This is a genomic window from Leptolyngbya sp. Heron Island J (assembly GCF_000482245.1).
GTDB lineage: Bacteria > Cyanobacteriota > Cyanobacteriia > Phormidesmidales > Phormidesmidaceae > Leptothoe.
Map to the genome: position 1 here is coordinate 51,325 of NZ_AWNH01000005.1, position 23,899 is coordinate 75,223.

Below are 23,899 nucleotides of genomic sequence, written 5' to 3' on the forward strand. Positions count from 1 at the left end.
TCAACAGTTTATCTGGGTTCCTAAGGTGACAGGCGCTATATCATGGATGTTCGTAGATGCGTGGGATGCTTCACTCAATTATGGCCATCGATGCGGCTAAACTCCAGACGGCTCTGCATAATTTCGTCAGTGGTACTAGTGACATTGAAGGTGTGGCTTTAGTGACCCCAGATGGGTTGCCCATTGTTGCCGTACTCCCGAGCTACATGGATGAGGAACGAGTATCTGCTATGGCAGCGGCTCTGGTGTCTTTGGGGGAAAGAATTGGTAGTGAGTTGCTCCGAGGCAACGTTAATCAAATTGCTATTGATGGTGAAGAAGGCTATTGCATTTTGAGTAACTGTGGTGAAGAGGCTGTTTTTTTGGTCCTGGCGACCCGCATGGTCAAAAAAGGAATTTTGAACCTGGAAGTGAAACGGGCTGTGGATGAAATTCAGTCGCTGTTGATGTAGCCTGCTGTCGTCAACCTGGGGCCTGGGTGCCTATGGTAAGACTGAGCAGGTGTCTCAAATGGCTGAAGTTAAAGCAATTCTCCAGAACAATTCGGGTTGATATATGCTGTTAGAACAGCGCCAACTATCGCCGCTACCCTGCAGTATGTCCCTTAAAGGTTATCTCTCAGATTGTTCACTGCCAGAGGTTTTCCAGCTTTTACAAGATGGAAAGAAAACGGGGCTTCTTTCCATTCAGGGATTAACAGCTCCTGGTCAAACCCAGTCGAAGTATTATTTTATTTGGCTGCATCGGGGGCGTATTGTCACGGTTACGTGTCGGTTAGATAGTCGAGGCTTGGCGGCTCTTATTAGTCATCGGCGCTATCTCGGTAGGGCCATGGTTGAGCGCTTGATTCGTCGCTGCCCGTTAGACGAACCCTTAGGTAGATTTTTGCGCTCTCAGGGGGTACTGACCACTAAGCAATTAGAAATTTTGTTTGCGGCTCAGGTAATTCGTCAAATTTCTGAGCTGTTTCAACTGCCAGATGCTTACTTTGCCTTTGATGCTGATGCGCCATTGCCCAAGGTGGAAATGACGGGGTTGAGTGTGGTGGCAACTGAGGTGATTTTGCCAGGGTTGAGGATTCTAAAGGATTGGAGTGGCTTTAAGGATAAGTTACCTCATCCTCAATCGGCTTTGGATAGTTTGATTCGAGGGCAGCCCAATGTGCGAATTAACCAGGCAGAATGGAGTGTCTGGCGATTAATGGATGAAGAAACCTCGCTAAAACAAATGTCAATTCGTCTGAGTTTGCCAATTGAAGAGGTGCAGCGGATTGCATTTCGTTTGATTTTTGTAGGGCTGGCTGAAGAAGTGCCGATGATGCTGTCCGAACAGACAGCAGGTATGCCTGAATCTATATTCTCGGGCGAGGCTGGTGAGCCGCTGAGCCCTAAGTTTTTTCGCAACCTGATTGGATTTTTACGTCAGGTGCCTAAGTCATCTTGATGGGCATGGGATGGGGAAACGGTGCTATGCTAGTAAATGACTCGGATCTATGCGATCGCGACGCCCAAATCTTGTCAGGACCGGAAGGTAGCAGCAATACGGGATGCTTGTGATAGGCGTAGTCTCCGGGTCTCTTGTGTTTTTATGGTGTATCCGCTCCACATCAGGTACGGCTATCCGACAGGTAAACGCGCTGCAAACTGTCTCGATCCGCTGTTAAAACGGAAAGTATGAGGTGACGTCACCCGATATTTTTGGAGGAGCATAGGTCGTGGCAGACTTTAGCCAATTAGTGCAAAAGGCATTTTATCTGGGCGTGGGTTTAGCATCCTATGCTACTGAAAAAGCCGGTGATGGGTTTAGCGATTTACGACAGCAGGCTCAAAAGCTAGTGAATGAGCTGGTTGAACGGGGTGAAATCACTGCTGAGGAAGCTCAAAAAATGGTCAACGATATGGTGGATCGGGCCCAAAGTGCTGCCCCATCTGCGGCCTCAAAGCCTCCCGCAGAGTCTGGTCCGCGGAAGATTGAAATCATTGAAGATGATGAGCCCGACGATCGTGCCGCAACCGATGCTCTACGTCAGGAGATTGAGGAGCTTCAAGCTGAGTTACAACGTCTCAAGGAAGAGGACAGTTGATTTGAGTTCTTCAGCTTGAGTTTGAATGAGTTGATGCTGGCTAGTGAACTGTGTCTTTACTTTCTACATTCCTCACTCTGCTGAGATTGCATCTTTTTCCGATCGATTCCTTTACTCTCCAGCATCATGGACGACTGGCTAAAACAACTCCAGGAAGACCTGCAAACGGCGGTCTACAGAACTCTAGAACAGACGGAACAGTGTTTGGATGTTCTTGCTGACCAGGCTGTGGAAGCCGTTAGCCCAATTTTGGATGCAGCGGATGAGCTAGCGGATGAATTGGCGGAGCAAGTGACCGAAAATATCTCTCCGCCCTTATCCCAGGCACTTGATGAATTAGAAACTCAGATTGATCCATTGGTTGGCTCGATGGTGACCTGGTGTGAGCAGACCATGGCCCCGATTCATCAAACGCTGACTCCCTGGCTGCAGAACCATCCTAAATGTGCCGGTTGCTCTTACTACCATGGTGAAAGTTACAACGGCCAGATGTTAGTTTGTGCCCTACATCCTAATGGCCCCGAAGGCTACGACGAGTGCCCAGATTGGGAGAGTGTTTGGCCACGGCCAGACGATAATTGATAATTAAGGCATAGATCTAGGGGCGTACAAGCTGTGTGCCCTTAGGCAAGTAATGGATAAAAGTGACCCACAGGCCCCTGGCCTTTGCCAATTCGGAGTGCGTACTCTAGGGCCTTAGTGACATAGTTTTTACCAAGGGTAGCGGCTTTTAGTGGGCTATGACCTAAGGCCAGGTTGGCTGCAATGGCTGCTGAGAAGGTACAGCCGGTACCGTGAGTGTCATTGGTGTCGATGCAGCGGGTTGTTAGTTGGGTCAATGTGGTGCCGTCATACCAGACATCAACACCGCGTAGCTCATTCTCAAAACCACCCCCTTTGATGATGACGGCCTGAGCGCCTAGGCCATGGATTGCCTGAGCGGCGGTTTGCATATCTTCAGGGGTCTGGATGGATTGACCACTCAGAATTTCGGCTTCGTAGCGGTTGGGGGTGATGACGGTGGCGAGGGGAATAAGCTGCTTGAGAGCTGCGATCGCATCATCATCAATCAGCTGGGCACCTGTGCGCGATACCATCACCGGATCAATCACACAGCCAACATTAGACAGCCCCTGAAGATAATCAGTCACGGCTGCGATAATCGGCTGATTGAGCAACATCCCCGTTTTTAGAGCCTGAATACCAATATCATTGACCACTGCCTCGATTTGAGCAATAACAGCCTCAGGTGCCAAGGCATCCACCCTCGACACACCTTGAGTATTTTGGGCCGTAATACAGGTCAGAGCACTGGTCCCATGGACAGCATGGAATGAAAACGTGCGCAAGTCGGCCTGAATACCAGCTCCGCCACCACTATCTGAACCAGCGATGGTCAAAGCCACTGGTGGAGTATTAACCATAGAAAGCTAACGCCTATCGAGACTGACGCCGCCGCTGCAGGAAATCTGGAATATCCAGATCCGGTGCGATGCTGGGTCGGTTACTTGGAATACTGGGCGGTAAATCAGACGGGGTTGCACTAATTGAAGATGGTCGCTTCAACGGTGCAATCCGCGATGGTGGAGCAACCGTGGTCGCACTGCTACTACCAAATTCGGTACTCGCATTAAACCCAGTAGCAATCACAGTAATACGAACTTCACCCTGCATCCGTTCATCAATGACTGCCCCAAAAATAATGTTGGCATTGGGATCAACAGCCTCGTAGATAATCTCAGCCGCCGCATTGACCTCATGTAAGGTCATATCATTACCACCGGTAATGTTGAGAACAGCGCCGGTTGCTCCATCAATAGATGTTTCTAGCAACGGTGATGAGATTGCCGCGATGGCTGCTTCACGAGCGCGGGATTTACCAGACCCTACACCAATGCCCATCAGTGCCGATCCCGCATCGGCCATCACTGCCCGAACATCGGCAAAGTCGACATTGACCAGACCCGAAATAGTAATAATGTCGGAGATGCCTTGCACACCTTGACGCAAAATATCATCAGCAAACCGAAAGGCCTCTTGTACGGGGGTTTGCTCAGAAATTACCGATAGTAGTTTGTCGTTAGGAATAATAATCAGCGTATCGACAGATTCTTGCAGGGCCATGATCCCCTCTTCTGACTGGGATGTACGTCGCCGACCTTCAAAGGTAAATGGCCGAGTGACAACGCCGATGGTCAGTGCGCCTGCTTCTTTCGCGGCTTCTGCGACAACGGGAGCTGCACCAGTGCCAGTGCCGCCACCCATACCAGCGGTGATAAAGACTAGGTCTGCCCCCTCGATGGCCGTAGAAATTTCATCTCGCGATTCTTCAGCGGCTTTTTGGCCAATGGCAGGATTCCCGCCTGCACCCAAACCACGGGTAAGCTTTTGACCCAACTGCAATGGATTGGCGTCAGTTGCCTTAGTTAAGGCTTGAGCATCGGTGTTTAAGGCCCAAAACTCAATACCGGCCACACCACTATCGATCATGCGACTGACCGCGTTACAGCCGCCACCGCCGACGCCGACGACTTTAATCCTCGCCATACTCCCTGGCACAATATCACTCCCCATAGCCGTGCTACTCAACGAAGATTCATTACGATGATTATTATTCATATCAGACATGTTGAGGCCCAAGCCCGAATTTCCGTGAGAGTTTTGTGAGGATAAGTTAGACATAGGGCGAATGTAATACGAGAAATCAGCTAGCTATTGACCTAATCAGTCACAGAACACACGTGACTGCCATAATAAAAGTAAGAACTAACTATATAGCAATTACAAACTCAGCAGGGCAGCTCTCTGTCAATTGAAGACGCAGGGTCATTCAAACTATACAGAGAAAGCTTGAAGTACGCCCCCTCACAGCTTCACAGAGATTTTGAAGATTGATTTCGAACACTACGGGTCATGTTCTAGTCAACTATACGGGAACTTGCTTTAAAAACCAACTGACCCTACCAATTAATTCAAGAATTTCAGTAGGTAAGAACTTACGTCAAAAAAATGTGGGCTAAATGTTTGGATGAGAAATAAAAGATAGCCGTTATAACTAACAATTGAATGTCAGTATTTAGGTTTGGAGATCATTGTATAAGAGCATGTTTGGCGATATTAGGTAGTGTTACTCTCGACTTACTTAGGGGTCTGGAGTGTTAGTTGCTTGTAATATTTCTAAGGTGGGATTGTCGGGATTTCGCAGGTCAATGAAGGCAATTTCTTCAATATCCATTTTGGCGTTCAAATTTCGTATTCGATCCAGTGCGGTTAACTGTTTAGAAAAATTTGGTCCATAGGGGCCTACATGCACAGTGCCAAGTTCGGTGTGCAGGATCAAGTTGGCCGGATCGCGCCAATCAAGGCGAACAATAGCAACTGGATTGGTTTGTAACATTTGATAGATGGTGGGCCAGTCTTTTTGATAAGCGGGTCGCATGCCTTGCACCTGGAGTTTGGGTTCCTGGGAGCCGAGTTGAGTGAAGCTGCTGTAGGGCATCCAATAGCCCTGGGCATCTAATAGCCCTAACTGAGAAAAGCTTTGGGGATCGTCATCTAAAGACTTGATGGCAACGTCGGTGTTGGGGAGCGAGATCGCAACGGGAGTTCGTTCTTGAATGCGAACATTGAGCCCCGGTGGTAACAGGCGTCGCCTCACAATTGCATTAGCAATGGGGCCTGCTGCAATCAAATTATTTTCCAAATCCAGGGGGCGCACCTTGAGCAGGGATTGGGGATAGTCAATCGCCATTAGCTCATGAACCTCCTCATCCGGCATTAGCCGATTCCCACTGAGGCTAATCTGTCCAACAGACTGAATCTGCCAGCGGTTGGAAGTTGCCAAACTCAGACAGCCTACAGTAAGCCCCACCATGGCTGTTTGCCGCCATAGCTGCTGCCAGAAAAGCTGATGACGTCTGCGTTTAAGACCTTTTCGTCGCGCTTTGAGGCTTTCTTGGGAGAATTCAGTAATATCTGGCATGGGAACAAGGAGAAATGAATGTAAGGAGTGCCAGGGGGAACTTAAACGGACAGGGAAGATAAACTGGGGGCTGTTTGATTGGGGAAACTAACGTTGTCTGAGAATGCTGAAGAGTATATTCAAGCATCCAGAACTTGCCAATAGGGCCTTATTCTGACACTTCTTTGAAAAAAAGTATTGTCCCGGATGATCTGCTGATCAGGACAGGGTTGGTAAATCATCGGTTTCGAGTTGATCACCTTGACTGAGACCTGATGCAGACAAACGGGAGCCAATGGCAGCTTCAGCACTTACACCCGATGCGGTCTGCTGGCTCTAGCTGGTTTTTGATCACTTAGGATACGTTGTCAGTGGTTGCCAATGCCTGTACCAAAAAAGAGTGCCACTGTTTTGCCAGGTCTGTGTCGGTAAATGGAATCTGGGGGGTATTACCGTTTTCCAAATTCAATTTGAGGACGGCTTCACTTTTTTTGGCGGTGTCCGTCACTGTTTGGGTAAATGTGTCGTCGCCTTTGGTTAATAAATCTATAGTGCAAATTTGATCGAGTTGAGCTGTCTGTAGTTCAACGACACCTTTGCGAGTCGGTAGTCCCCAGGTAAGGGTGCGGTCTTTTTGGCCGAGAGCAGCGTAGATGTCGTACTTCGCTCGCTCAAATTGAGTAGCCCACTGTTGGTAGGTTTCTAATTTTTGGTATTCGTTCCAACCCGCCCAGGTGATCCAGAAAAAGAAAACCAGCAGGGGGAGCCAAAGTAAGCCGTGAATCATAGGTCATGTAGCTAGGTATTTATGCTCCCATTGTAAATTCTTGCAACGAGGCGGTCGTGAATCTTTCGCATTGATGAAAGATGATGTCAAGGTTTGTACTTAGTTTGCGCTAAGTCAGCCTACAGCTTTCAAAACCTATTATTTCTGAGAGGAGACGGTAAATTGCTTTACTTACCTTCTTTATTGGCGGTTACTCCTAGCACCGTTGCATGGAGCCCCAAAGTTGGTCTTGTGATGATTATTTGCAATGTGATTGCGATCGCAATCGGCAACTACGGTATCAAGCACAAGAACGTTGGTCTGGGTCTACCTTCCCCCGAGTTCTTTGGCGGTATGGGCCACGGTGCCATGCTAGCGTGCACTAGCCTAGGTCACGTTATCGGTATAGGTGCCATTCTTGGCCTGTCCACCATCGGTGTTCTCTAGGGCTAACTAAAAAGCTTGATCAGGCTATTGACCTCCTCTGGTCAGATAGCCTGTTTTCAGGCATCTTCAGATAACATTTCACTCTTTAAAATCCATCATATATAGGAGCTGGCAGGGGTAACCGCCAGCTTTTTTATTTATTGGGTAGCCCATGTAGTCAGCACTCAGGGGATCACAAGTTTGATGCAGCCTGTGATCCAGGGCTGCTTGCTTGATGTTGATTTGAGCGATCTAACCAATTACTGCCTGGAGGCGTTTGCGAAACTCCCCTTTCGGATGCCCCCCTTTAACCTCGCCTAAAACCGCGAATTCCCCTTCAGGATTTTCACAAATAATATAGGTGGGCCATCCCATATCAGCTTTATCAGGATATTGCGTCAGCAGGATTTGGCGATATTTGCGATAAGTGGCTGTGTCCTGCATTTTGATATCCACAAAATCCAAACCTAGCTCAGCTGAGACCTTCGCGTCATAAAACGACATTTTGTGGCAAATACCGCAGTCTTCGGAGGAGAACTTTAAAACAGCTTTAGACATGAGGGGTTTCTAGAGACTGATGTTGTATGTCACGTCACTACCCTCATTCTAAAACTGTGCTGTCTCTTTCTGGCGCATAAACTGCCCTAAGACTGTTAATACTGGGCAGGGATCAGCCTCCTGCAGATTCTCAGGATTACTCCAGGCAAAGGGGGCTTGTTTGGCTGCACTCATCCAGAGCAGGCGTTTGGCTCGGGTCATCGCAACGTAGAGCAAGCGAAATTCTTCGGCTTGTTTGAGTTGGTTGGCACGTTGCCAGGCGGTAGGAATGTCGGGAATGGTTGGCTTGCTATGAACGTAGGCCCGGATTTGGGCTCGGGCGACATCGGGTAGGGAAAGGTGGCCTAGAAATTCGCCCTGGGGTGGCACCCAAGATTCGCCGGGGATCATTTTGGCGTGCAGAAATGGTAGAAAAACGGCATCCCAATCTAGACCTTTGGCTTTGTGCATAGTGATAATGGTGAGCTGGCCCGGTCGGGTGTATCGGGCCTCGGTGTCTTCGGCTTCGATGGCGTCAAAGCGTTCAGAGCTGACAATTTCTTGCAATGCGCCGATCATGGCACTAAGGCTGCTGTCTTCCGACGTTTGTTGGCTAATGCGAGCAGCCAGCTTGTCGGCGGTGGCCAGTTCGCTTTGGTTGTAGTTGAGGGTGGTGCCTAGAAACGGAATCAGGTGATACGGCGGCAGGTCAAAGCGAGCACGCAACAGGCTAGTGCAATAATGACGCGCACTCAAGGCGGCTTCAGTGGTGAGAGGGGGATCAAGGGGGCCAGGGTAGAGGAATTGTTCAGGATTGGTGGTCAGAGGGTTAAGGTCTTGGGTGGGAATACGCTGGCGGTCTACCAGGACGCGGAGGGCTGCTTTGAGATAGTCGGGAGAATGGGGCCGTTCGATCAACTGCAGCAGTTGCAGCATTTCAAGGGGAACTTGGGTGTTGCGATCGCGACTACCCACATCATAAATTTTCAGCCCAGTCGTTTCGACAAAATCAAATCCTAGCTGTTCAGGATCTTCCAGCAGTTCTCGAATAAATCGACCCTGTCGATTTTCTCGCACCAATATTGCCAGGGTAGGCGGTTTGGAGTTGACTTCTGGAGTATCTTTCTCGTCTGTCCAAGCATCAATGAGCGCCTTGACCCGTTGTGCAATTTTCTGGACGGAGGCGTTAATGTCAGCTGGTTTTATCAGCTCTACCCCCTGACCCAGGGGCACAGGATTGGCATCCGGTTGCGGATCATCGGGTGGCACGGGCATGATCGCCTGCGCTCGAAAGGGTGGTTCTGCACGGGGGAACTGCTGGTTGACCCACTGCAGCACAAAATTAGCTGCATCCATAATTTTGGGACTGCTGCGACCAGCCTGGGCGATAGTGGCTAGACGCTCAGGTCGGTTAGCGTCGCAGAATTGGTTAAAGAAGACGGGGTCGGCAGGAGTAAAGGTAGAGTTGATCGCCTGGTTGGGGTCACCAACGCGGACGAGATTGGGGGAGGCTGGATTTTTAATTGACTCATGGTCAGAATCTGGTGCTGCTGCCAACTTCTCCAATAACCTTGTTTGCAAAGGCGATGAATCCTGTGCTTCATCCTCAAAGACAGCAAAGAATTGGCTTTGCCACCGACGGCAGATATCTGGATCGTCTAAGGTCTTCAGCGCCGCCAAAATCATGTCATCGTAGTCGATCAGCCCGCGCTGACTGAGCAGAGTTTGGTACTGCTGGTAGAGTCCGGCAGCAACATCTAAAAGTTGATAAACATTAGGCGGTGCCTGCTGGCCAATGTGTTGCAGGTCAGTCGGCTGTAATCCTGAACTTTTGGCTTCATGGATAGCGGTATAGGCCAGCTCCGGTAATACTTCAGTCCGCAGCACGGACTGTCGCCTGAGACGTTCGGTTTCTTCGCCGTCAAAGCTTTGACCTTCCACGAGGCGCTGATAAGGTTCTGGTGCTTCATGAATCCAGGCTTCTACAGCCGTGCGGATGAGACGATTGCTCTGGTTAGGCGAAACCAGGGTGGTGGTTTCAAGGTTGATACCGGAAATTTCGGGGTTATGGGTGGCAATGTTGAGGGCTAACCCGTGCAGTGTCTGAACGATAAAGCTGTTGTAGGGGAGTTTGAGGGTTTTGAGATGGTGGCGGACTTTCGCCTTCAAATTGGCTGCTGCTGAACGGGTGAAGGTGACTAGAATTAGCTGTTTGCGGGCATGGAGTTGGAAATGGGAAATTGCGATCGCAGCCCCAGCCGCCATACCTGTAGACTTACCCGACCCCGGTACCGCTGATACAGCCAGCGGTCCACCACGCCAGTCAGCCAGACGACGTTGGCCAGGGCGCAGGCTATTGCGCAGTTGCTGAAGTTGTACGTTGCGATCGGATACGGTCATCAGAGCAGTAGAAAACTCTCAGCCATAGGGTACTGCACAAAACCCTATCAAGGCTGAAACTCGACGTTTTCCTCTATAAACCCTCTACAGTTCTGGGCATAAACCAGATAACGTCGAGAATTCCGTAAAAAACGGTCTGCCTTCTACAATGATCTCTAGATGCTTTCAGGTACTGCCTATGATGAACCTTTCTGAACGAATGATCGCAATCTTGGGCAGTGTCATGTTTGGGATTGGTTTGTTGTTTACAGCGATTAGCCTGATTCCCAATCGTGAGGTATCTGGGGTGGCGGCACTGCTGATGGGTGGTGGCGTAGGTCTGATTACGATGGCAGCCAGGGAGTAAATCTATGAATGGTAAGCAGTTAAAACGTCGAGAACCGACGATGCAAAAGTCATCTATTCAGACACAATATGCTGATGGTAGACGATATACTCTCGGCAAAGGCATTGGTCTTTGTCTCATAGCATTTGTGTTGATTGTTGCAGCGAGTAACAATTCTGGCCGGTTGATCGGCTCGTCAGAACCATTGATAGATTCTCATCCAGGACAATTCGCAGCCTATTTCTTTGCTGGGTTTGCAGGCATCTGCGGCTTGGATTTGATTCGGAGAAGTTAAGCCTAGGAGCTTATTGATGGCAACAATTATCTCAACACATTTGCCATTGAAGATACCTCGTAGGTTGGTGTTGAGGTACGAAACCCAACATGCAAATAGGCACCCCCTACCAATGGATTGGCATCCACCGTATTCGTGAGAGAATTTTGGAGTGTCGTCAGAAAAATAAATATTGGCAATACTGTCGAAGTTCAACGGCTCCATAGGTTGACAACGTTGGGTTTTACTAGAGGAGAAATGTCGGCAATAGACATAAGTCTAAGGCAGCTCAACGCCAGCCTACGTTGTGACGGCAGGAGCTACCTTGAATTGTTTCGTTAAAATGAGCTTGATTTAGCTGATCGCTCTTGTGGGGTGGAGTATGCTTGGAATATGTCATTGAGTATGGCAAAGCCGTGCAGTCCGTTATGACCTATACGCCCACTCAAATCCTAACCTTCGATGGCTTTATTGAACAATACAGCGCAGACTCTCGTTATGAGCTAGCTGATGGGGAGCTGATTGATATGGAGCCGACTGGTCCTCATGAAACGGTGGCGGGCAAGCTGACCAGCAAGCTGAATATTGAGATTGACAAACAACAGCTTCCCTGGGTGATACCCACACGTGCTATTTTGCGACCGTTTGCAAATGTTGCGACGGCGCGTCGTCCGGATGTAATTGTTTTAGATGAGCTGGCTCTGTCTCAGGAGTCACTTTGGCAGAGAGAGCCAGTGATAACGTTAGCGACTTCTGTGAAGTTGGTGGTTGAGGTAGTCAGTACCAATTGGGAAACAGATTATGCCCGTAAGGTAGAAGAGTATTCTCTCTTTGGTATTGCGGAATATTGGATCGTGGATTATCTTGGCTTAGGTGGAATTGCGTTCATTGGTCGACCTAAACAACCTACGATTACGGTTTGTGAGTTGGTAGGTGATGAGTATCAGCAACAACAGTTTCGGTTAGGAGAGAAAATTGTCTCACGCATGTTTCCAGAGCTAATAATGCGACTAGATGATGTTTTACCCCGCTGATTTCTAGGGCGATTGCTTGCAGAACATCGGACTGTGAACCAGGCATATGTTTATCATCTGGTAACAATGTTGTCGTATTCGGCATACGAAAATGACATACCCATCAAGGCTTACTCTGAGCTAGATCTGGAAGTAGGAATATGGTGGGCAACTCTGGTGCAACCGCTATGGTGATTTTCTAGACTGACTGTTTGCCCACCATGCTGGAGTAAGTAAACTTACAGTCGCCTTACCAACATGCTGATCACCTCATCAGGCAGGGGTCTCAATATCAGTCGGTTTTCGGGCACTTCGATCAGCGGGCTCCACTGGCTGGTTTCTGTATACCGCAGATTGTGCAGTAGATGAATGGTCTGACGGATGTGGCTGGGGTGGCCAAGCAAAATATGACGGATGGAACCGCCGGTCGGTAGACTGCTGGAAAAGTCGGCAGGCAGACCGGGCGGCACCTCAGGTGCCTGATTTGAGAAAGTCATAGGGGCGTTTTCCTTTGGTTTTTACTGCGAAACGACAGGGAGGAAAGCCCCCAAAAAGTTAGCCACCCTGCAACTAAAATCAGGGTGGCTGTAAAATGCTCACAGCTCACCAACTGCTAGTTCCAGTTGGAAGGGTTAGCGGGGTGGCAGTGTTGGCGCACTACCATCTCGCGCAGCTAAATTTTTGGGTGCAGAAAGACAGCTGTTATCAGTTGCCTATTGTGTAGGCTATCAGGCACAGATTGTTGAGTCAAGCAGGTCCTGACAAGACTGCCATATCCATATACATTGCTAAACTTCAGCATCAATCCAAGGTTAGCAATGTATATGGTCATTTGTTAGTCACCACAATTATCACAATGACCACATTGCATACCTTTGGCTTCTGCCTCGCAGCCAAACTGGACTAAAAGCTTCTGCCAACGACAGTTTCGACTAGAAAGATACCGTTTTATCTCTTTCAAACTGTCGCAAGTCTCACTTGTTTTCGATGATTGCCTCACATTTAATCGATAGTGAAACGGGTCTTCCCAAACCAGCTGTCCCTGACTATGCAATAGCGCCAATGCAGTAGCTGCTTTCCTATCCAGCTGTAGCACCTCATCAATATGGCCAGCTGCCGAGAGTGACTTCACCAATTGCTTTGCCTCTCGCCGTAGCTTCCGCTCACTCTCCGCAAAAAACTTCCAGCGCTGTTTATCTTCCGAATCCAGCCAGCCTGTGGGCTCACTCACCAACGTTAACGCATCAGCTGGTTTCCCATCTCGGCCTCCGCGACCAATCTCCTGCACATACTCACTCAGGGTACTCGGTGCGTGAAAATGACAAACCCATCTAACGTGTGGGTGATTAATTCCCATGCCAAAGGCGCTGGTGCATACTACAAACTGACAACGCCCTTCTATCCATTCGGCTTCAATCCGACGACGCTCCTCATTGGCCAGTCCAGCATGATATGCCGCCACTGAAAATCCTTTTGGATGCAACCACCGAGTCAACTCTTCTGCTGTCCGGCGGGTGCGTACATAGATCAACCCTGCTTGACCGGGGTGAGCCTTTACAAACTTCACCATTGCCTGCCGTCGTCCACGCGGTGTCCAAACCATTTTCACCGCTAAATTTAAGTTTGACCGATAGGGGCTCAGCTTGACCTCTTTCGGTTGTTGTAGATCCAACACTTTGCAGATGGTGCGTTGAGCCGCTGGGTTAGCTGTTGCTGTAAATGCGGCGATGGGTAGCTGTGTGCCTGCAGGCTTATGCTTCAGCAGGGCTGGTCTGATTGCGCCCAGTCTTCGATAGGTCGGTCGAAATGTCTCGCCCCACTGCACCAGACAATGGGCTTCGTCCAAAATGAGCCCGTTGATGATCACCTGAGGCTGGCAGAGGCTTTCCCAAACTCGCTTGCTGAGAAGTGTTTCAGGCGATAAGTATAGCAGTCGCAGTTGGTTTTGTTGTACTCGCTGTAGTATCTTGCGTTTCTCAAAGTTTGATAGGGCACTATGGATACGCTCTGCGGCTAGATGGCGTTGTTTTAGCTCTTGCACCTGGTCTTCCATCAGGGCAACCAACGGAGAGATTACCAGGGTTATCCCCGTTTGCAATAAGGCCGGTAGCTGAAAACAGATGGATTTGCCCCCGCCGGTTGGCATAACGATGAGGGCATCTCGTTTTGATAGGAGTGTGCGGATGACGTCGTCTTGCGGGGAGCGGAAGCTGTCGTAGCCCCAGATTTGTTTAAACCGGGCTTCTACTTGCTGCCATGATGTTGTGGTAACCATTGATGTGCCCTTGAACTAAGTCTAGGGTGCCCGTTGAGAGTGTGGCTTTCCTACACACCTAACTCATGCATTGCTGCTAGGATTTGTGCTGAGACAAAGGGCAAAATCTTCTCGTTATTGCTATGCTCAGTGCCTTCGGTAAATACGATCAGTAGGTAAGGATGGGCTCCATCGGCCTCAATATAGGCGGTGTCATGACGGACCTTGCTGGTGAGTCCTGCTTTGGACCAAACCTTAGTTTCGACGGGTACGCCAGCGCCTAAAAAGCCGGTGACCTGGTTCTCTGGATCTGCAGCGAGTACTTTGGGGTCCAGGTCTCGCTTCATCAGGTTCATCATGGTTTGCGATCGCACCCCATTCACGGCAACACCGCCAACAATGCTATGCAATAGTCGAGCCGATGCCTCAGTAGTGAGCATATTACGGTTTTCGTAAGCCTCACCCAAAAATGCCTGCTCTCGACCATAGGGGCCATCGCACCAGGTTTTCTGATTGGCATTGACTGTTGCGAGTTCAGGCCACTTCAAACTTTGTAGATAGCGGTTGATCAAGTTGCGCTGATGCTTCCAGGTTTCAAATGGGCCAGGGGGTAGCTCTGGACCGCTGTTAGTGCCGGTGAGAACATCGACGACATAGCCTGTGGCGTCATTACTAGAATCAACAATCATGTCGCGGCTGGCCCGCTCCAGTTCCAGGCTTGACTGAACCATGCCTCGTTCTAACCACTCATGGATTGCGACCAGATAAAACAGTTTGATGACGCTGGCCGGATAAACTCGTTCCACACCACGATAGCTTGCTCCTTTAGGTTGCTGTGTCCAAAAGTCGGTTGTGCTTAATGCTCCCCCCGTATTGACAATGTAGGGTGGTTCGTAGGCTAACCAGGTAACTGCAATCTGGTTTTGGGCCAGGTTTGAGAAACGCGCCCAGGTCAGTTCAAGTACCTGCTGGAGTTTTTGCTGGAGGATGTCGTCGGTTTGGAAGAATTTAGAGGTCATGGGATAGGGGAGAGCGGGAATAAGGGTGGCAAGGGAAGTAGGGTCAATCTATTGCGGTGGAGCCCATAGGTTTAGGAGTGATCTTCTTTTTCAAACCCTAAATCTGTTCCCTTGTCGGCGTGAACCAGAGCTAACTGCTCATACTTTTTGGCATGGTCGATCAGGTCGTCGATTTCTTCGGTGGATAGCGATCGAAATACTTTGCTAGGGATGCCCACCACTAAAGACCCCGGTGCCACATCTTTATTAACGACGGCTCCTGCACCGACGATGCTGCCCGCACCGACACGGACGCCGTTAAGAATAATGGCACCGATGCCAATCAAACAGCCGCGCTCAATGTGGGCGCTATGGACAACGGCGCGATGGCCAATGGTGACGTAATCTTCCAGAATAGTGGGCTGACCAGGGTCGCCATGGAGAACGGCACCGTCTTGTACATTGCTGTGGGCCCCGATGCGGATGAGTTCGACATCGCCGCGAACTACTGCGCTATACCAAATATTGGCTCCTTCATGGATTTCTACATGGCCAATAACAGTAGCATTCGGGGCGATAAAGGCGGCTTTGGAAATATCTGGTGCAGGCCAAAAGCCTTTGGGGGTGGTTAAAACAGGAGTGAGGTCAGTCACGGAATTACCCAAGGATAGGTCTAGGTTTGAAGGTTAGTGAGATGCCTGTAGTTGATTACCAGGATGGACAAAACTCTTTGGAATAATGTATGTAAGGGTTAGAGCGTGCTATTTTGCCTCCCGTTATAATAAGGCGAGTGCAAGCCTTCTTAGTCTTGTTTGGAGCGTTCCTAAGGACATTCCAACACCTAAGGGGTTTTCCTGGGCTCAACGTTGGGGTAATTGAGACAGGTCAATCCAAAGTAGGCATCAATGTTTTAATAGACCCGCATGATAAATTCTGCTTCTCAGTATCCGTTTTATGGGCCAGAGATCAAATGCCCCCACTGTCGGCAGACAATTCCGGCATTAACCCTGACCGATAGCTATCTGTGTACCCGACATGGTGCATTTGAGGTGAGTCTTGAAACCCATGATTTGGTGCATGTGCAATCGGGGCGTCACTGGCGTCAGTGGGAAGGCGAATGGTATCGTCAGCATACTCACCCCGATGGCATTCGGTTTGAGATTCATGAAGCGCTGGATCGGTTATATACCGAAGGATATCGGGCGACACGGGTGATTATTGCTGAGCGCTATCGACCCTTGGTCAAATCCTATCTGGAGTACAGCGCTCCCTGGCGTGGTCAGGTAGATACGGGAACTCCCCGGCTATATGGACTCCCCGTGGCCTTTAGCCCCTCTTCTCAAGAGGTGCCGCAATGGGAAGTGATCAACTTTGATTTGGAAAAAGAGCCTGGGGTACCCAATAACTATCGGTATTTAAAATTTTTTGAGTAAACTGCGCGGGTTGTTGGTCGCAAGGCGGCGATAGGAATTTTATGCACCATGCGTCGATTCGAACGGCGAATATTCATAGGGCTATTGCCTTCTATGAGCTGCTGGGGTTTGAAGTAGTAGAACGCTTTACCGCTGGCATTACCCTGGCTTGTTGGATGGAAGGCCTGGGTGGGCGAATTGAGCTAATGCAGGTACCGGAGCCGAAGCCAGCGGCGGATGCGTTTAGCGATGAGCATTACACCGGTTACTATCATCTATCGTTTGATGTGACTCAAAGGGCTGATAGTTTGCCGGTTTGGCTTGAACAGCTGAAGCAGAAAGCAATTTCGCTGGATACGATGCTAACTGTGCTATTGGAACCTCAGCAGCAGATGATTGGGTCTAGTGTGTATGAAGTAGCTTTTCTTGCGGATACGGATGGGTTACCGCTTGAGTTTCTGCGTCGCTTGAAATAGTCACTTGTCATAATTAATGGGTTCTGGAATTCCGTTTGCAAATAATTGGGTATATCTGGAGACAGAGCTTAACTGGTTAGAACGGCTGTTGCTGGTGGCCGTATCTCAGCAGCGGAAAAATCTTAAGTCGGTAGCTCAGGTGGCTAAAAATCCATCCGATAAGGCGACGAGTGATTGGTGGCTGGGGTTAGTTGCGGTCAAAAATCGTGCCTATGATGATACCGCGCCTAAATCGGTTGAGCGGCCAGCGTTAGGCTATCAAAAAACCTTGGATAAGCGGATTTTGCTCAGCCGGGCTAAGCAGATTTCCTTGGGACTGCCGACGATGCAAATGGCGTTAGGACTGAGCTTATTTGAGAAGAAGCTGGTGCTGATGGCTCTGGCTCCCGAGGTGCAGGTGCGCTACGGACGGCTGTATCACTATTTGCAAACGGGAGCGCACTGTACTGGAGGGGCATTGCCTACGGTTGATCTGGCGTTACGAGTACTGTGTCGCAATGATGCAGAAAGACGACGGGCTCGTATGCAGCTGTCCGGTGAGAATTCGTTACTGCAGCACCGGATTTTACGCTGTGTTGAGGGGGCATCAACGTTGCTGGGCAGTCAGTTGCAACTGGCTCCTGAATGGGTGGATTATTTGTTGGCAGAGCATCCAGACCCTGGCTGGCCGCTGCGGTTTATGGCGGCTGATCGACTGGCCCAGCCTTGTGTGGAGCGGGTGGCTTGGTCAGAATTGGTGGTGGCGGCTGGACTGAGGCAGCGGCTGCAGGGAATGGCCGAGCAGTCTCGACTGAGACTGCTGCTGCTGGGTGATGCGGGGGCAGATAAAGATAGGGTTGCGATCGCACTTGCCACCCAGCTCAATCATCCTTTGCATATCCTCGATCTAGCTCAAATTGCTTCCCCAGACTGGTCTACTTGTCTTACTGAGTTAAACCAAACCAAATATCCAATTGTTCTGATCAAAGCGGCCCATCACTGGCTCGGGCGTCACTCGACGGTAGAATCTGCAGTTTTGCAACATTGGCTGACTCACTCACCTGCCCACATTGTTTTTGCAGTACCCTATCGCCACCTGGTGCGCCGTAACTGGCGGCAGCAGCTTACGCCCATAGATATCCCCAAGCCCGATGCCGAACTCCGTCTCCAGCTTTGGCAGCAGGCATTTCCCGAGGGGGTCAAGGCCATGGGCAAGGTGCGTTGGCGTTCTTTAGCCCAAGGGTTAGAGCTTTCTAGCCAGCAGATTAGGGCCATTGGTGATGTGACTCAAACTCTAGCGGGCTCTGAGGAAATCACCATCGATCATCTGCAACAGGCACTGAATCAACTGGGGCAGGTCTGGAAGCTGCGCTAGAAAATTCGGATTACTCTTTCTGGGCCTGAATAAAGCTGTCCAGTCTTTCTTGCAGCCATTCCTTTTCTGCTATGGATAGCGCTGTGCCAAATTGATGACTGTATATGCCTTCTCGCAGTGCCAAGGTTTTCACTGGGTGATCATTTCTTAGAAAGATGGTTTCTAAAACAACCCGTTCCAAATCAATTACATTGCCCCGCTGTGTTTGTTGCCAAAAAAACAGCCGTCGTTTGAGCGTAAACCGCTCCTTGCTAATGTCTAGCCTGATCTCTTCAAAGCTGGCCCACAGCGTTCTCCAGGCAATGGCTAAGCCAATGGCCCAAAAGGGCACAAAGAAAACAACGGCTACCGCCAGTGGAAAAAACGGTAAGACGGTTAGCCCAACAAACCAAGCGATCGCATTCCAAACAACAGCCAGGGTGACATGCCCCCTGGCTGTTGCTTTTTCTAACCCAGCTGGTGGAATTTTCAGTGATAGATGACGGCGACCGTAGTCCAGTTGAATCTGGCTACCTGCGGGGTGTTGGCTAATGGCTTTGGTCGTGGCCAGCTCTGGTCGTGTCAGGGCCATGAGGGCAGTGCTGGCCGACTCAAATCGTTCTTCGGCCAAGGGCTCAATCAACCCTTCTAACCAGTTAGTAAACGCATCAGATGTAGTGATGGCGGCTCGAAAGTCCATCTTGAGCCGTTTTTGTGGCAGGTTGGCTGGATTTTGATGGGTGAGCAGGTTAATTAAGGTGGCACCTAGGCCATAGAGGTCAGTGGTGGGATAGGCTTGACCGCGAAACTGTTCGGGGGCCATATAGCCAAAGGTGCCGACAACAGTGCTGCCAAAGGCGATGGTGTTGCGGTAAACGCTTTGTACTGCGCCAAAGTCCACCAGAAAAATGCGGTCATCATCCCCATAAATAATGTTTTGAGGTTTGATATCCCGGTGGACAATAGGCGGATTCAGGCTGTGGAGGTACTGCAGCACCTGCAAAATTTCGGTGGCGATGTATCGAGTTTCGGCTTCCGAGAAGCGTGTCCCTGCTGCGACTAAGTCCGCCAGCGACCGGCCTCTGGCCAGGGCCTGGACAATGTAAAAGTAGCGATCGCGCTGCGTATCTACCTGAAAATAGTCGATATATTTAGGAATTGCTGGATGGTCTAGCCCCTCTAGAACCTGTGCCTCTCGCTCAAATAGCTCCAGCTTTTTCCAATCGCTTAGCCCCTTGAGCGACAGTTCCTTCAGCGCCACGAGCTGATCATTGGCCCGATCGGTGGCGGCGTAGGTAATACCACTGCCTCCCTGTCCCAAAACCTCTAAAATCCGGTACCGATTCTTGATGATGGAACCTGGGGGGTGGGCATCGTACATGGAGGATGATTGGAGATTAGGTCCACTGGGTGGGGGCCATTTCTGGAGGAACTAGATTGGGAAAGGGTTCTGGTTCAATGACTATTTCTTGAGGTGTCGTCTCTTCCAATAAATCCCAAATCACCTGCAGCAGTTCTTCTAAACCCTGACGGCTGACAGCAGAGATACCAAAGATGCGATCGCATCCGCTTCTGGCCATCAGTTCTTCAGTGACCACTTCCAACTCATCCTCAGGTACCGCATCGACTTTATTGAGGGCCAGTAGCTGTGGCCGGTCTGCCAGGCCATGGCCATAGGCCGTCAGCTCTTGTTGAATCGTGTGGTAATGTTCAATCGGGTCTAGGGTCGTAATGTCGATGACGTGCAGTAGCACGCGGGTGCGTTCCACATGGCGCAAAAAGTCGTGACCCAAACCAGCTCCGGTATGTGCCCCTTCAATTAGCCCTGGAATATCGGCAAATACTGTGCCATCACCAGTGGGTTTACGGACCACGCCCAAGTTAGGCACCAGTGTGGTGAAGGGATAGTCTGCGACCTTGGGTTTAGCCGCCGAGAGGGCTGAAATTAAGGTGGACTTACCGGCATTGGGCAGGCCAATAATCCCCACTTCCGCCAGTAGTTTTAGCTCCAGACGAATGCGTCGTTCTTCACCGGGTAGACCGGGTAGGCAGGCCTCGGGGGCTCGGTTCCGATTGCTAAGAAAGTGCTTGTTCCCCAAGCCACCTTTGCCCCCGGCAGCAACACAGAGGGTCTGGCCTTCTGCGACCAGATCTCCCAGCAGCTCATCCGTGTCGGCATCGTACACCATGGTGCCGCAGGGGACTTCTACGATTAATTCTTTGCCGGTGGCCCCGGTCATATTTTTAGGGCCACCGCGCTCGCCGTTATCAGCCTTAAAGCGATGGGCGTAGCGAAAATCTAACAGTGTTTGCAGGTTTGTGACCGCCTTGAGGACGACTGAACCACCGTGACCGCCGTTGCCTCCGGATGGGCCACCGGTTGGGACGTATTTCTCACGGCGAAAGGCGACGAGTCCATCTCCACCATCACCCCCTTGGACGTCAACTTCGGCTTGATCGATAAATTGCATAGGGGAAATGGGTAGATGGGTAAACGGTTTGAGGACGGAGGCAGTGGGCGGGTATGGCTTCCTACTGCTGTCTAGCTATTTCTAATTGTATCTGCTCTGTTAGGGCTTCATCTTCCCGATGGGCGGCAGTAATGGCGTTAAACAGCTGAACGGTCAGACCCGATTCTTCTATCAGGTCTTTGGCGTTATTGCAGTAGTTAACCAAGAGACGGCGGACTGGCGATCGCACCGTACGCGGCATTTGCGTCAGCGAGTCAGCACTGACACAGCGGAGGTCATGGCGGGTGACATCTTCGTTAGCAATGGTGAGCAAGTCACTGATATTACCGTAGGCATCTGTGCGGATTTCTTCAATGGCCAGGATCGCCGCTGCATAGTTGCCAATTTCTTCTTCGGTAAAGCTTTGGGCGTATCCACTTTGCCAAAGTGTAGACAGGGGCAGTGAGGCACTCGCCAACAGTCCAACAGTGGTGCCAACTATCCAACGGATTGGAGGATGGCTGTCATTACTAGAGCGACGAGGAAGCATCATGGCAATACCTAGTAAGAGTTGACCAATTCTAGTGAATAAAGCAGGGCGATCGCATCCTCAGCCCTCAGGCTGACTGGAAGCAATGGGCCAATTCGATCACCTTGGTATGTAATGTTACAGTTTCAGGCGCGCCTTGCTTAAGGGAATATTCAAGGGCTAATAGGAGTTTCAGGGCATTTTGCAACTGTCGAGAGGAAATGTTACGCAGCTCTTTTTGTAAAAAATAAATACGTTTCGGATTGCCAACCTCAGCAGCCTGGGCAATGATACGGGTGTCGCGCTCGCCTGATTCAGTCATTAGTTTGACCCATAGCCAGGTGCGGAACTGACCTACTAGGGTGGCAACGATCCGAAGAGCCGGTTCGTTGCGTTCTAGCAGTTCTGTTACTAGGGTGAGGGCGCGGTCGGTGTGTCCCTCTCGCAGTGCTGCTGCCAGCTTGAGGCTACTTTGGGTACTGGTGGCCACCAGGGTATGCACTGCTTCTGGCGGCAGGGCCTGTTTAGGCTGAGTCCAATAGGTTTTAAGTTTTTCCAGTTCGTTATACAAGCGGCGGGTGTCAGCGCCAATTACTTCGCCCAGCAGTGCCGCTGCCTGGGGCGTAAGCTGCAGTCCGACATCCTTGGCAACCTGATAAACCTGATGTTCAATCTGCTCAGTTTTCCAGGGTGGAATCGTCTCAAACTCACGAATATCGGCATATTTTTTGACCAGCTTGGTGGACTTTAAGCGCCCATCTGGTTTATTACTGCTGGTCAAAAGCAGGATACTGCTAGTGGGAATATTAGGCAGCGTCCGTTCTAATTCGGTGAGTAGATCGGCGGAACAGCGTTGACAAATGGGAGTATCGACTAGCCAGACGACGCGCTTGCCCATGCCAAAGGGGGGTGTCATGGCCTGGTTAAGACCCTGGATTAAAGCATTGGACTGCTCCGGTGGAATTTTTTCGTAGTTGAAGCTGGCCCAGTCAGGATTAAGGTTGCGATCGCACAAGGCCCGCACCGCCTTTTTCATCCGAAACTCATCGGCACCCCAAAAGAAATAAACCGGCATGGTTAACCGCTTAACAAGGCTTCGACAAATTCATAGCTGGAGAAAGGCCGCAGATCCTCAATCCCTTCACCTGCCCCGATAAATCGAATCGGTAGCCCCAGCTGCTGCACCACTGCCAGAGCTACGCCCCCCTTGGCCGTGCCATCTAACTTTGTCAGTACCACACCGCTGAGGTTAGCCGCCTCGGAAAATACCTTGGCCTGGCGCACCCCATTCTGACCTAGGGTGGCATCCAGCACTAACAGAGCTTCTACGTTGGCATCAGGAGCTTTTTTATCAATAATGCGACGCACCTTTGAAAGTTCGTCCATCAAGTTTTTCTTGTTTTGCAGACGACCGGCGGTATCTACCAGCAACAATTCCGTATTGCGAGAGTTAGCAGCGGCAATGGCATCAAATACGACGGCAGCAGGATCTGTATTTTGGCCAGGATTGGAAATTACTTCAACGCCGCTGCGGGCTCCCCAAACTTTGACCTGCTCAACGGCAGCGGCTCTAAAGGTGTCAGCAGCGGCAATCAAGCAGTTGTATCCGGACTTTTGAGCAATGTGGGTGAGCTTACCGATGGTAGTGGTTTTACCGGCTCCATTCACACCCACCATCAGCCAAATATTGAGCTGTTCACTTTCGGGGACAAAGAGCAGATTATGGTCTCCATCTAATGGGCTATCTAACATTTTCCGCAGAATATTTTTGAGATAACGGATGGCAGCATCCGGCGGCAGGGTTTCCTCCCGCATTCTGCTCTGCAGCGCTTCGATAATCTTGTCAGTGGCTTCTACGCCAACATCGGCCTGGAGCAGTAGCGCCTCAATTTCATAGATGGCATCTTCGTTGAGTGGCCCTTGACCGACAACAGATTTTAGCTGGTTAACTAGTCCCCGTCGGGTTTTGCCTAAACCCTGACGGAGTTGATTGAGCCAGGTAATTTCTTCGAGTGAAATATCATCAGGACGTCGTCCCTGGGAGGCGAGCACCTCCGCTGACCAGAGAAATGCCTCGTCCAAATCGACATCGGGCATTACCAGTTCTGGCTCGGGCTCCGATTCGGGCTGGGGCTCGGGCTCCGGTTCAACAATGGCGGTTTCTTTGAGCTTGGCTAGACGTGCTTCCCGTTCTGCTTCGGCAGCTTTTGCCCAGAAAGGGGCCGCGATCGAGGGGGATGCTTCTGGGGAATCCGTGGCTGCGGGAGCCTCCTCAGTGGTGAGTACTGGCGTAGAGACCTCCTCGGCTGTAGATACCGATGTCGGCACATCTTCAGCAGCAGGAGTTGCTGTCGGGGCTGCTGGTGGCTCTGGCTCTGACTCTGGCTCTGGCTCCGGCTCTGGCTCTGGTGCTGACTCCGATTCTGGTGCTGATGCCTCTACCTGCTGCTGCTGAATATTCTGGTAAGCAGCCTTGGCCCAAGCCAGATAGTCTTCAGCATTAGCCGGTGCGTCATCGGTGGTTGTCTCCGTAGATGTTGCTTCGGGGGTGCTTTCATCGGTTGTTTCGGCCTCTGCTTTAGAGGACTCGTCATAGCCACGGCGAAACCAGTTAAATGAAGACATAGCAAAAGGGAATGGGCAGTGGGCAATAGGTTAAAGT

General features: G+C 50.5%; 26 protein-coding genes and 1 other RNA gene. 12 read left to right on the forward strand and 15 right to left on the reverse strand.

Annotated elements, in window-relative coordinates; translation table 11 throughout:
- Positions 1 to 65 precede the first annotated feature (65 nt).
- The 5 genes from N836_RS40555 to N836_RS40570 all read left to right on the forward strand — a co-directional run bounded on the left by N836_RS40555 (position 66) and on the right by N836_RS40570 (position 2,665).
- Entirely contained in the window at positions 66 to 452 is a 387-nt protein-coding gene (locus tag N836_RS40555) for a roadblock/LC7 domain-containing protein (RefSeq protein WP_327058678.1), read from the forward strand.
- A gap of 103 nt (positions 453 to 555) precedes the next feature.
- Complete coding sequence (locus N836_RS40560) at positions 556 to 1,443, forward strand: DUF4388 domain-containing protein (RefSeq protein ID WP_023070211.1); 888 nt, start codon at positions 556 to 558, stop codon at positions 1,441 to 1,443.
- A gap of 38 nt (positions 1,444 to 1,481) precedes the next feature.
- Positions 1,482 to 1,578: signal recognition particle sRNA small type (gene ffs, locus N836_RS74095), an RNA gene on the forward strand.
- A gap of 136 nt (positions 1,579 to 1,714) precedes the next feature.
- The gene (locus N836_RS40565; protein ID WP_023070212.1) at positions 1,715 to 2,083 is read left to right on the forward strand and encodes a phasin family protein; all 369 of its coding nucleotides are present in this window, start codon (positions 1,715 to 1,717) and stop codon (positions 2,081 to 2,083) included.
- A gap of 126 nt (positions 2,084 to 2,209) precedes the next feature.
- A complete protein-coding gene (locus N836_RS40570) occupies positions 2,210 to 2,665 on the forward strand; it encodes a hypothetical protein (protein WP_023070213.1) in 456 nt (151 codons plus the stop codon).
- A gap of 41 nt (positions 2,666 to 2,706) precedes the next feature.
- On the opposite strand, the gene thiD is transcribed toward N836_RS40570, so the two are convergent.
- From thiD to N836_RS40590, 4 genes are all read right to left on the reverse strand, one after another.
- Positions 2,707 to 3,507 carry a bifunctional hydroxymethylpyrimidine kinase/phosphomethylpyrimidine kinase gene (gene thiD / locus N836_RS40575; RefSeq protein WP_023070214.1) on the reverse strand — a complete coding sequence of 267 codons (801 nt, stop codon included), beginning with the start codon at positions 3,505 to 3,507 and terminating at the stop codon, positions 2,707 to 2,709.
- Between the two features lie 13 nt (positions 3,508 to 3,520).
- The gene (gene ftsZ / locus N836_RS40580) at positions 3,521 to 4,702 is read right to left on the reverse strand and encodes a cell division protein FtsZ (RefSeq protein ID WP_235070999.1); all 1,182 of its coding nucleotides are present in this window, start codon (positions 4,700 to 4,702) and stop codon (positions 3,521 to 3,523) included.
- Between the two features lie 523 nt (positions 4,703 to 5,225).
- Positions 5,226 to 6,065: a cell division protein FtsQ/DivIB gene (locus tag N836_RS40585; RefSeq protein ID WP_023070216.1), complete on the reverse strand. Its 840-nt coding sequence runs from the start codon at positions 6,063 to 6,065 to the stop codon at positions 5,226 to 5,228.
- A 334-nt stretch (positions 6,066 to 6,399) separates the two neighbouring features.
- Positions 6,400 to 6,831, reverse strand: a complete 432-nt coding sequence (locus tag N836_RS40590; RefSeq protein WP_023070217.1) for a hypothetical protein — start codon at positions 6,829 to 6,831, stop codon at positions 6,400 to 6,402.
- A gap of 162 nt (positions 6,832 to 6,993) precedes the next feature.
- Between N836_RS40590 and psaK the strand changes: the two genes are divergently transcribed.
- Entirely contained in the window at positions 6,994 to 7,257 is a 264-nt protein-coding gene (gene psaK / locus N836_RS0136730) for a photosystem I reaction center subunit PsaK (protein WP_031291207.1), read from the forward strand.
- Between the two features lie 231 nt (positions 7,258 to 7,488).
- Here the strand turns inward: psaK and N836_RS40595 are convergent, their stop codons facing one another.
- Positions 7,489 to 7,794, reverse strand: coding sequence for a hypothetical protein (locus tag N836_RS40595; protein ID WP_031291208.1), 306 nt, complete (start codon positions 7,792 to 7,794; stop codon positions 7,489 to 7,491).
- A gap of 48 nt (positions 7,795 to 7,842) precedes the next feature.
- On the reverse strand, positions 7,843 to 10,173 hold the full coding sequence (locus tag N836_RS40600) for an ATP-dependent helicase (RefSeq protein ID WP_023070220.1): 2,331 nt from the start codon (positions 10,171 to 10,173) through the stop codon (positions 7,843 to 7,845).
- A gap of 178 nt (positions 10,174 to 10,351) precedes the next feature.
- Between N836_RS40600 and N836_RS76250 the strand changes: the two genes are divergently transcribed.
- The 3 genes from N836_RS76250 (at position 10,352) to N836_RS40610 (ending at position 11,806) form a co-directional block, all read left to right on the forward strand.
- Positions 10,352 to 10,519 (forward strand): hypothetical protein, encoded by a 168-nt coding sequence (locus N836_RS76250; RefSeq protein WP_161634912.1) that lies wholly within the window; start codon positions 10,352 to 10,354, stop codon positions 10,517 to 10,519.
- 4 nt (positions 10,520 to 10,523) lie between these two features.
- Positions 10,524 to 10,793: a hypothetical protein gene (locus N836_RS40605; RefSeq protein WP_023070222.1), complete on the forward strand. Its 270-nt coding sequence runs from the start codon at positions 10,524 to 10,526 to the stop codon at positions 10,791 to 10,793.
- A 365-nt stretch (positions 10,794 to 11,158) separates the two neighbouring features.
- Complete coding sequence (locus tag N836_RS40610; RefSeq protein WP_023070223.1) at positions 11,159 to 11,806, forward strand: Uma2 family endonuclease; 648 nt, start codon at positions 11,159 to 11,161, stop codon at positions 11,804 to 11,806.
- 218 nt (positions 11,807 to 12,024) lie between these two features.
- On the opposite strand, the gene N836_RS0136735 is transcribed toward N836_RS40610, so the two are convergent.
- The 4 genes from N836_RS0136735 to N836_RS40625 all read right to left on the reverse strand — a co-directional run bounded on the left by N836_RS0136735 (position 12,025) and on the right by N836_RS40625 (position 15,690).
- Complete coding sequence (locus N836_RS0136735; protein WP_023070224.1) at positions 12,025 to 12,282, reverse strand: hypothetical protein; 258 nt, start codon at positions 12,280 to 12,282, stop codon at positions 12,025 to 12,027.
- Positions 12,283 to 12,620: 338 nt separating this feature from the next.
- Entirely contained in the window at positions 12,621 to 14,060 is a 1,440-nt protein-coding gene (locus N836_RS40615; RefSeq protein WP_023070226.1) for a RecQ family ATP-dependent DNA helicase, read from the reverse strand.
- Positions 14,061 to 14,110: 50 nt separating this feature from the next.
- Positions 14,111 to 15,058: a serine hydrolase gene (locus N836_RS40620; protein WP_023070227.1), complete on the reverse strand. Its 948-nt coding sequence runs from the start codon at positions 15,056 to 15,058 to the stop codon at positions 14,111 to 14,113.
- A gap of 71 nt (positions 15,059 to 15,129) precedes the next feature.
- Positions 15,130 to 15,690, reverse strand: coding sequence for a gamma carbonic anhydrase family protein (locus tag N836_RS40625; RefSeq protein WP_023070228.1), 561 nt, complete (start codon positions 15,688 to 15,690; stop codon positions 15,130 to 15,132).
- A 270-nt stretch (positions 15,691 to 15,960) separates the two neighbouring features.
- On the opposite strand from N836_RS40625, the gene N836_RS40630 reads away from it, so the two are divergent.
- Genes N836_RS40630 through N836_RS40640 form a run of 3 tightly spaced genes read left to right on the forward strand, consistent with a single transcriptional unit; the run spans position 15,961 to position 18,279 of the window.
- Entirely contained in the window at positions 15,961 to 16,470 is a 510-nt protein-coding gene (locus N836_RS40630) for a TIGR02652 family protein (RefSeq protein ID WP_023070229.1), read from the forward strand.
- Between the two features lie 41 nt (positions 16,471 to 16,511).
- Positions 16,512 to 16,925: a VOC family protein gene (locus N836_RS40635; protein ID WP_023070230.1), complete on the forward strand. Its 414-nt coding sequence runs from the start codon at positions 16,512 to 16,514 to the stop codon at positions 16,923 to 16,925.
- Positions 16,926 to 16,941: 16 nt separating this feature from the next.
- On the forward strand, positions 16,942 to 18,279 hold the full coding sequence (locus N836_RS40640) for a hypothetical protein (RefSeq protein ID WP_023070231.1): 1,338 nt from the start codon (positions 16,942 to 16,944) through the stop codon (positions 18,277 to 18,279).
- Positions 18,280 to 18,289: 10 nt separating this feature from the next.
- Here N836_RS40640 and N836_RS40645 read toward each other — a convergent pair whose 3' ends face one another.
- The 5 genes from N836_RS40645 to ftsY form a co-directional block, all read right to left on the reverse strand.
- Positions 18,290 to 19,639, reverse strand: coding sequence for a serine/threonine protein kinase (locus N836_RS40645; RefSeq protein ID WP_023070232.1), 1,350 nt, complete (start codon positions 19,637 to 19,639; stop codon positions 18,290 to 18,292).
- Between the two features lie 16 nt (positions 19,640 to 19,655).
- The gene (gene obgE / locus N836_RS40650; protein ID WP_023070233.1) at positions 19,656 to 20,729 is read right to left on the reverse strand and encodes a GTPase ObgE; all 1,074 of its coding nucleotides are present in this window, start codon (positions 20,727 to 20,729) and stop codon (positions 19,656 to 19,658) included.
- A 61-nt stretch (positions 20,730 to 20,790) separates the two neighbouring features.
- Positions 20,791 to 21,261 (reverse strand): DUF4168 domain-containing protein, encoded by a 471-nt coding sequence (locus tag N836_RS40655; protein WP_023070234.1) that lies wholly within the window; start codon positions 21,259 to 21,261, stop codon positions 20,791 to 20,793.
- 64 nt (positions 21,262 to 21,325) lie between these two features.
- Positions 21,326 to 22,312, reverse strand: a complete 987-nt coding sequence (gene holA, locus N836_RS40660; protein WP_023070235.1) for a DNA polymerase III subunit delta — start codon at positions 22,310 to 22,312, stop codon at positions 21,326 to 21,328.
- 2 nt (positions 22,313 to 22,314) lie between these two features.
- Positions 22,315 to 23,862 carry a signal recognition particle-docking protein FtsY gene (gene ftsY / locus N836_RS40665; protein ID WP_023070236.1) on the reverse strand — a complete coding sequence of 516 codons (1,548 nt, stop codon included), beginning with the start codon at positions 23,860 to 23,862 and terminating at the stop codon, positions 22,315 to 22,317.
- Positions 23,863 to 23,899: the final 37 nt, after the last annotated feature.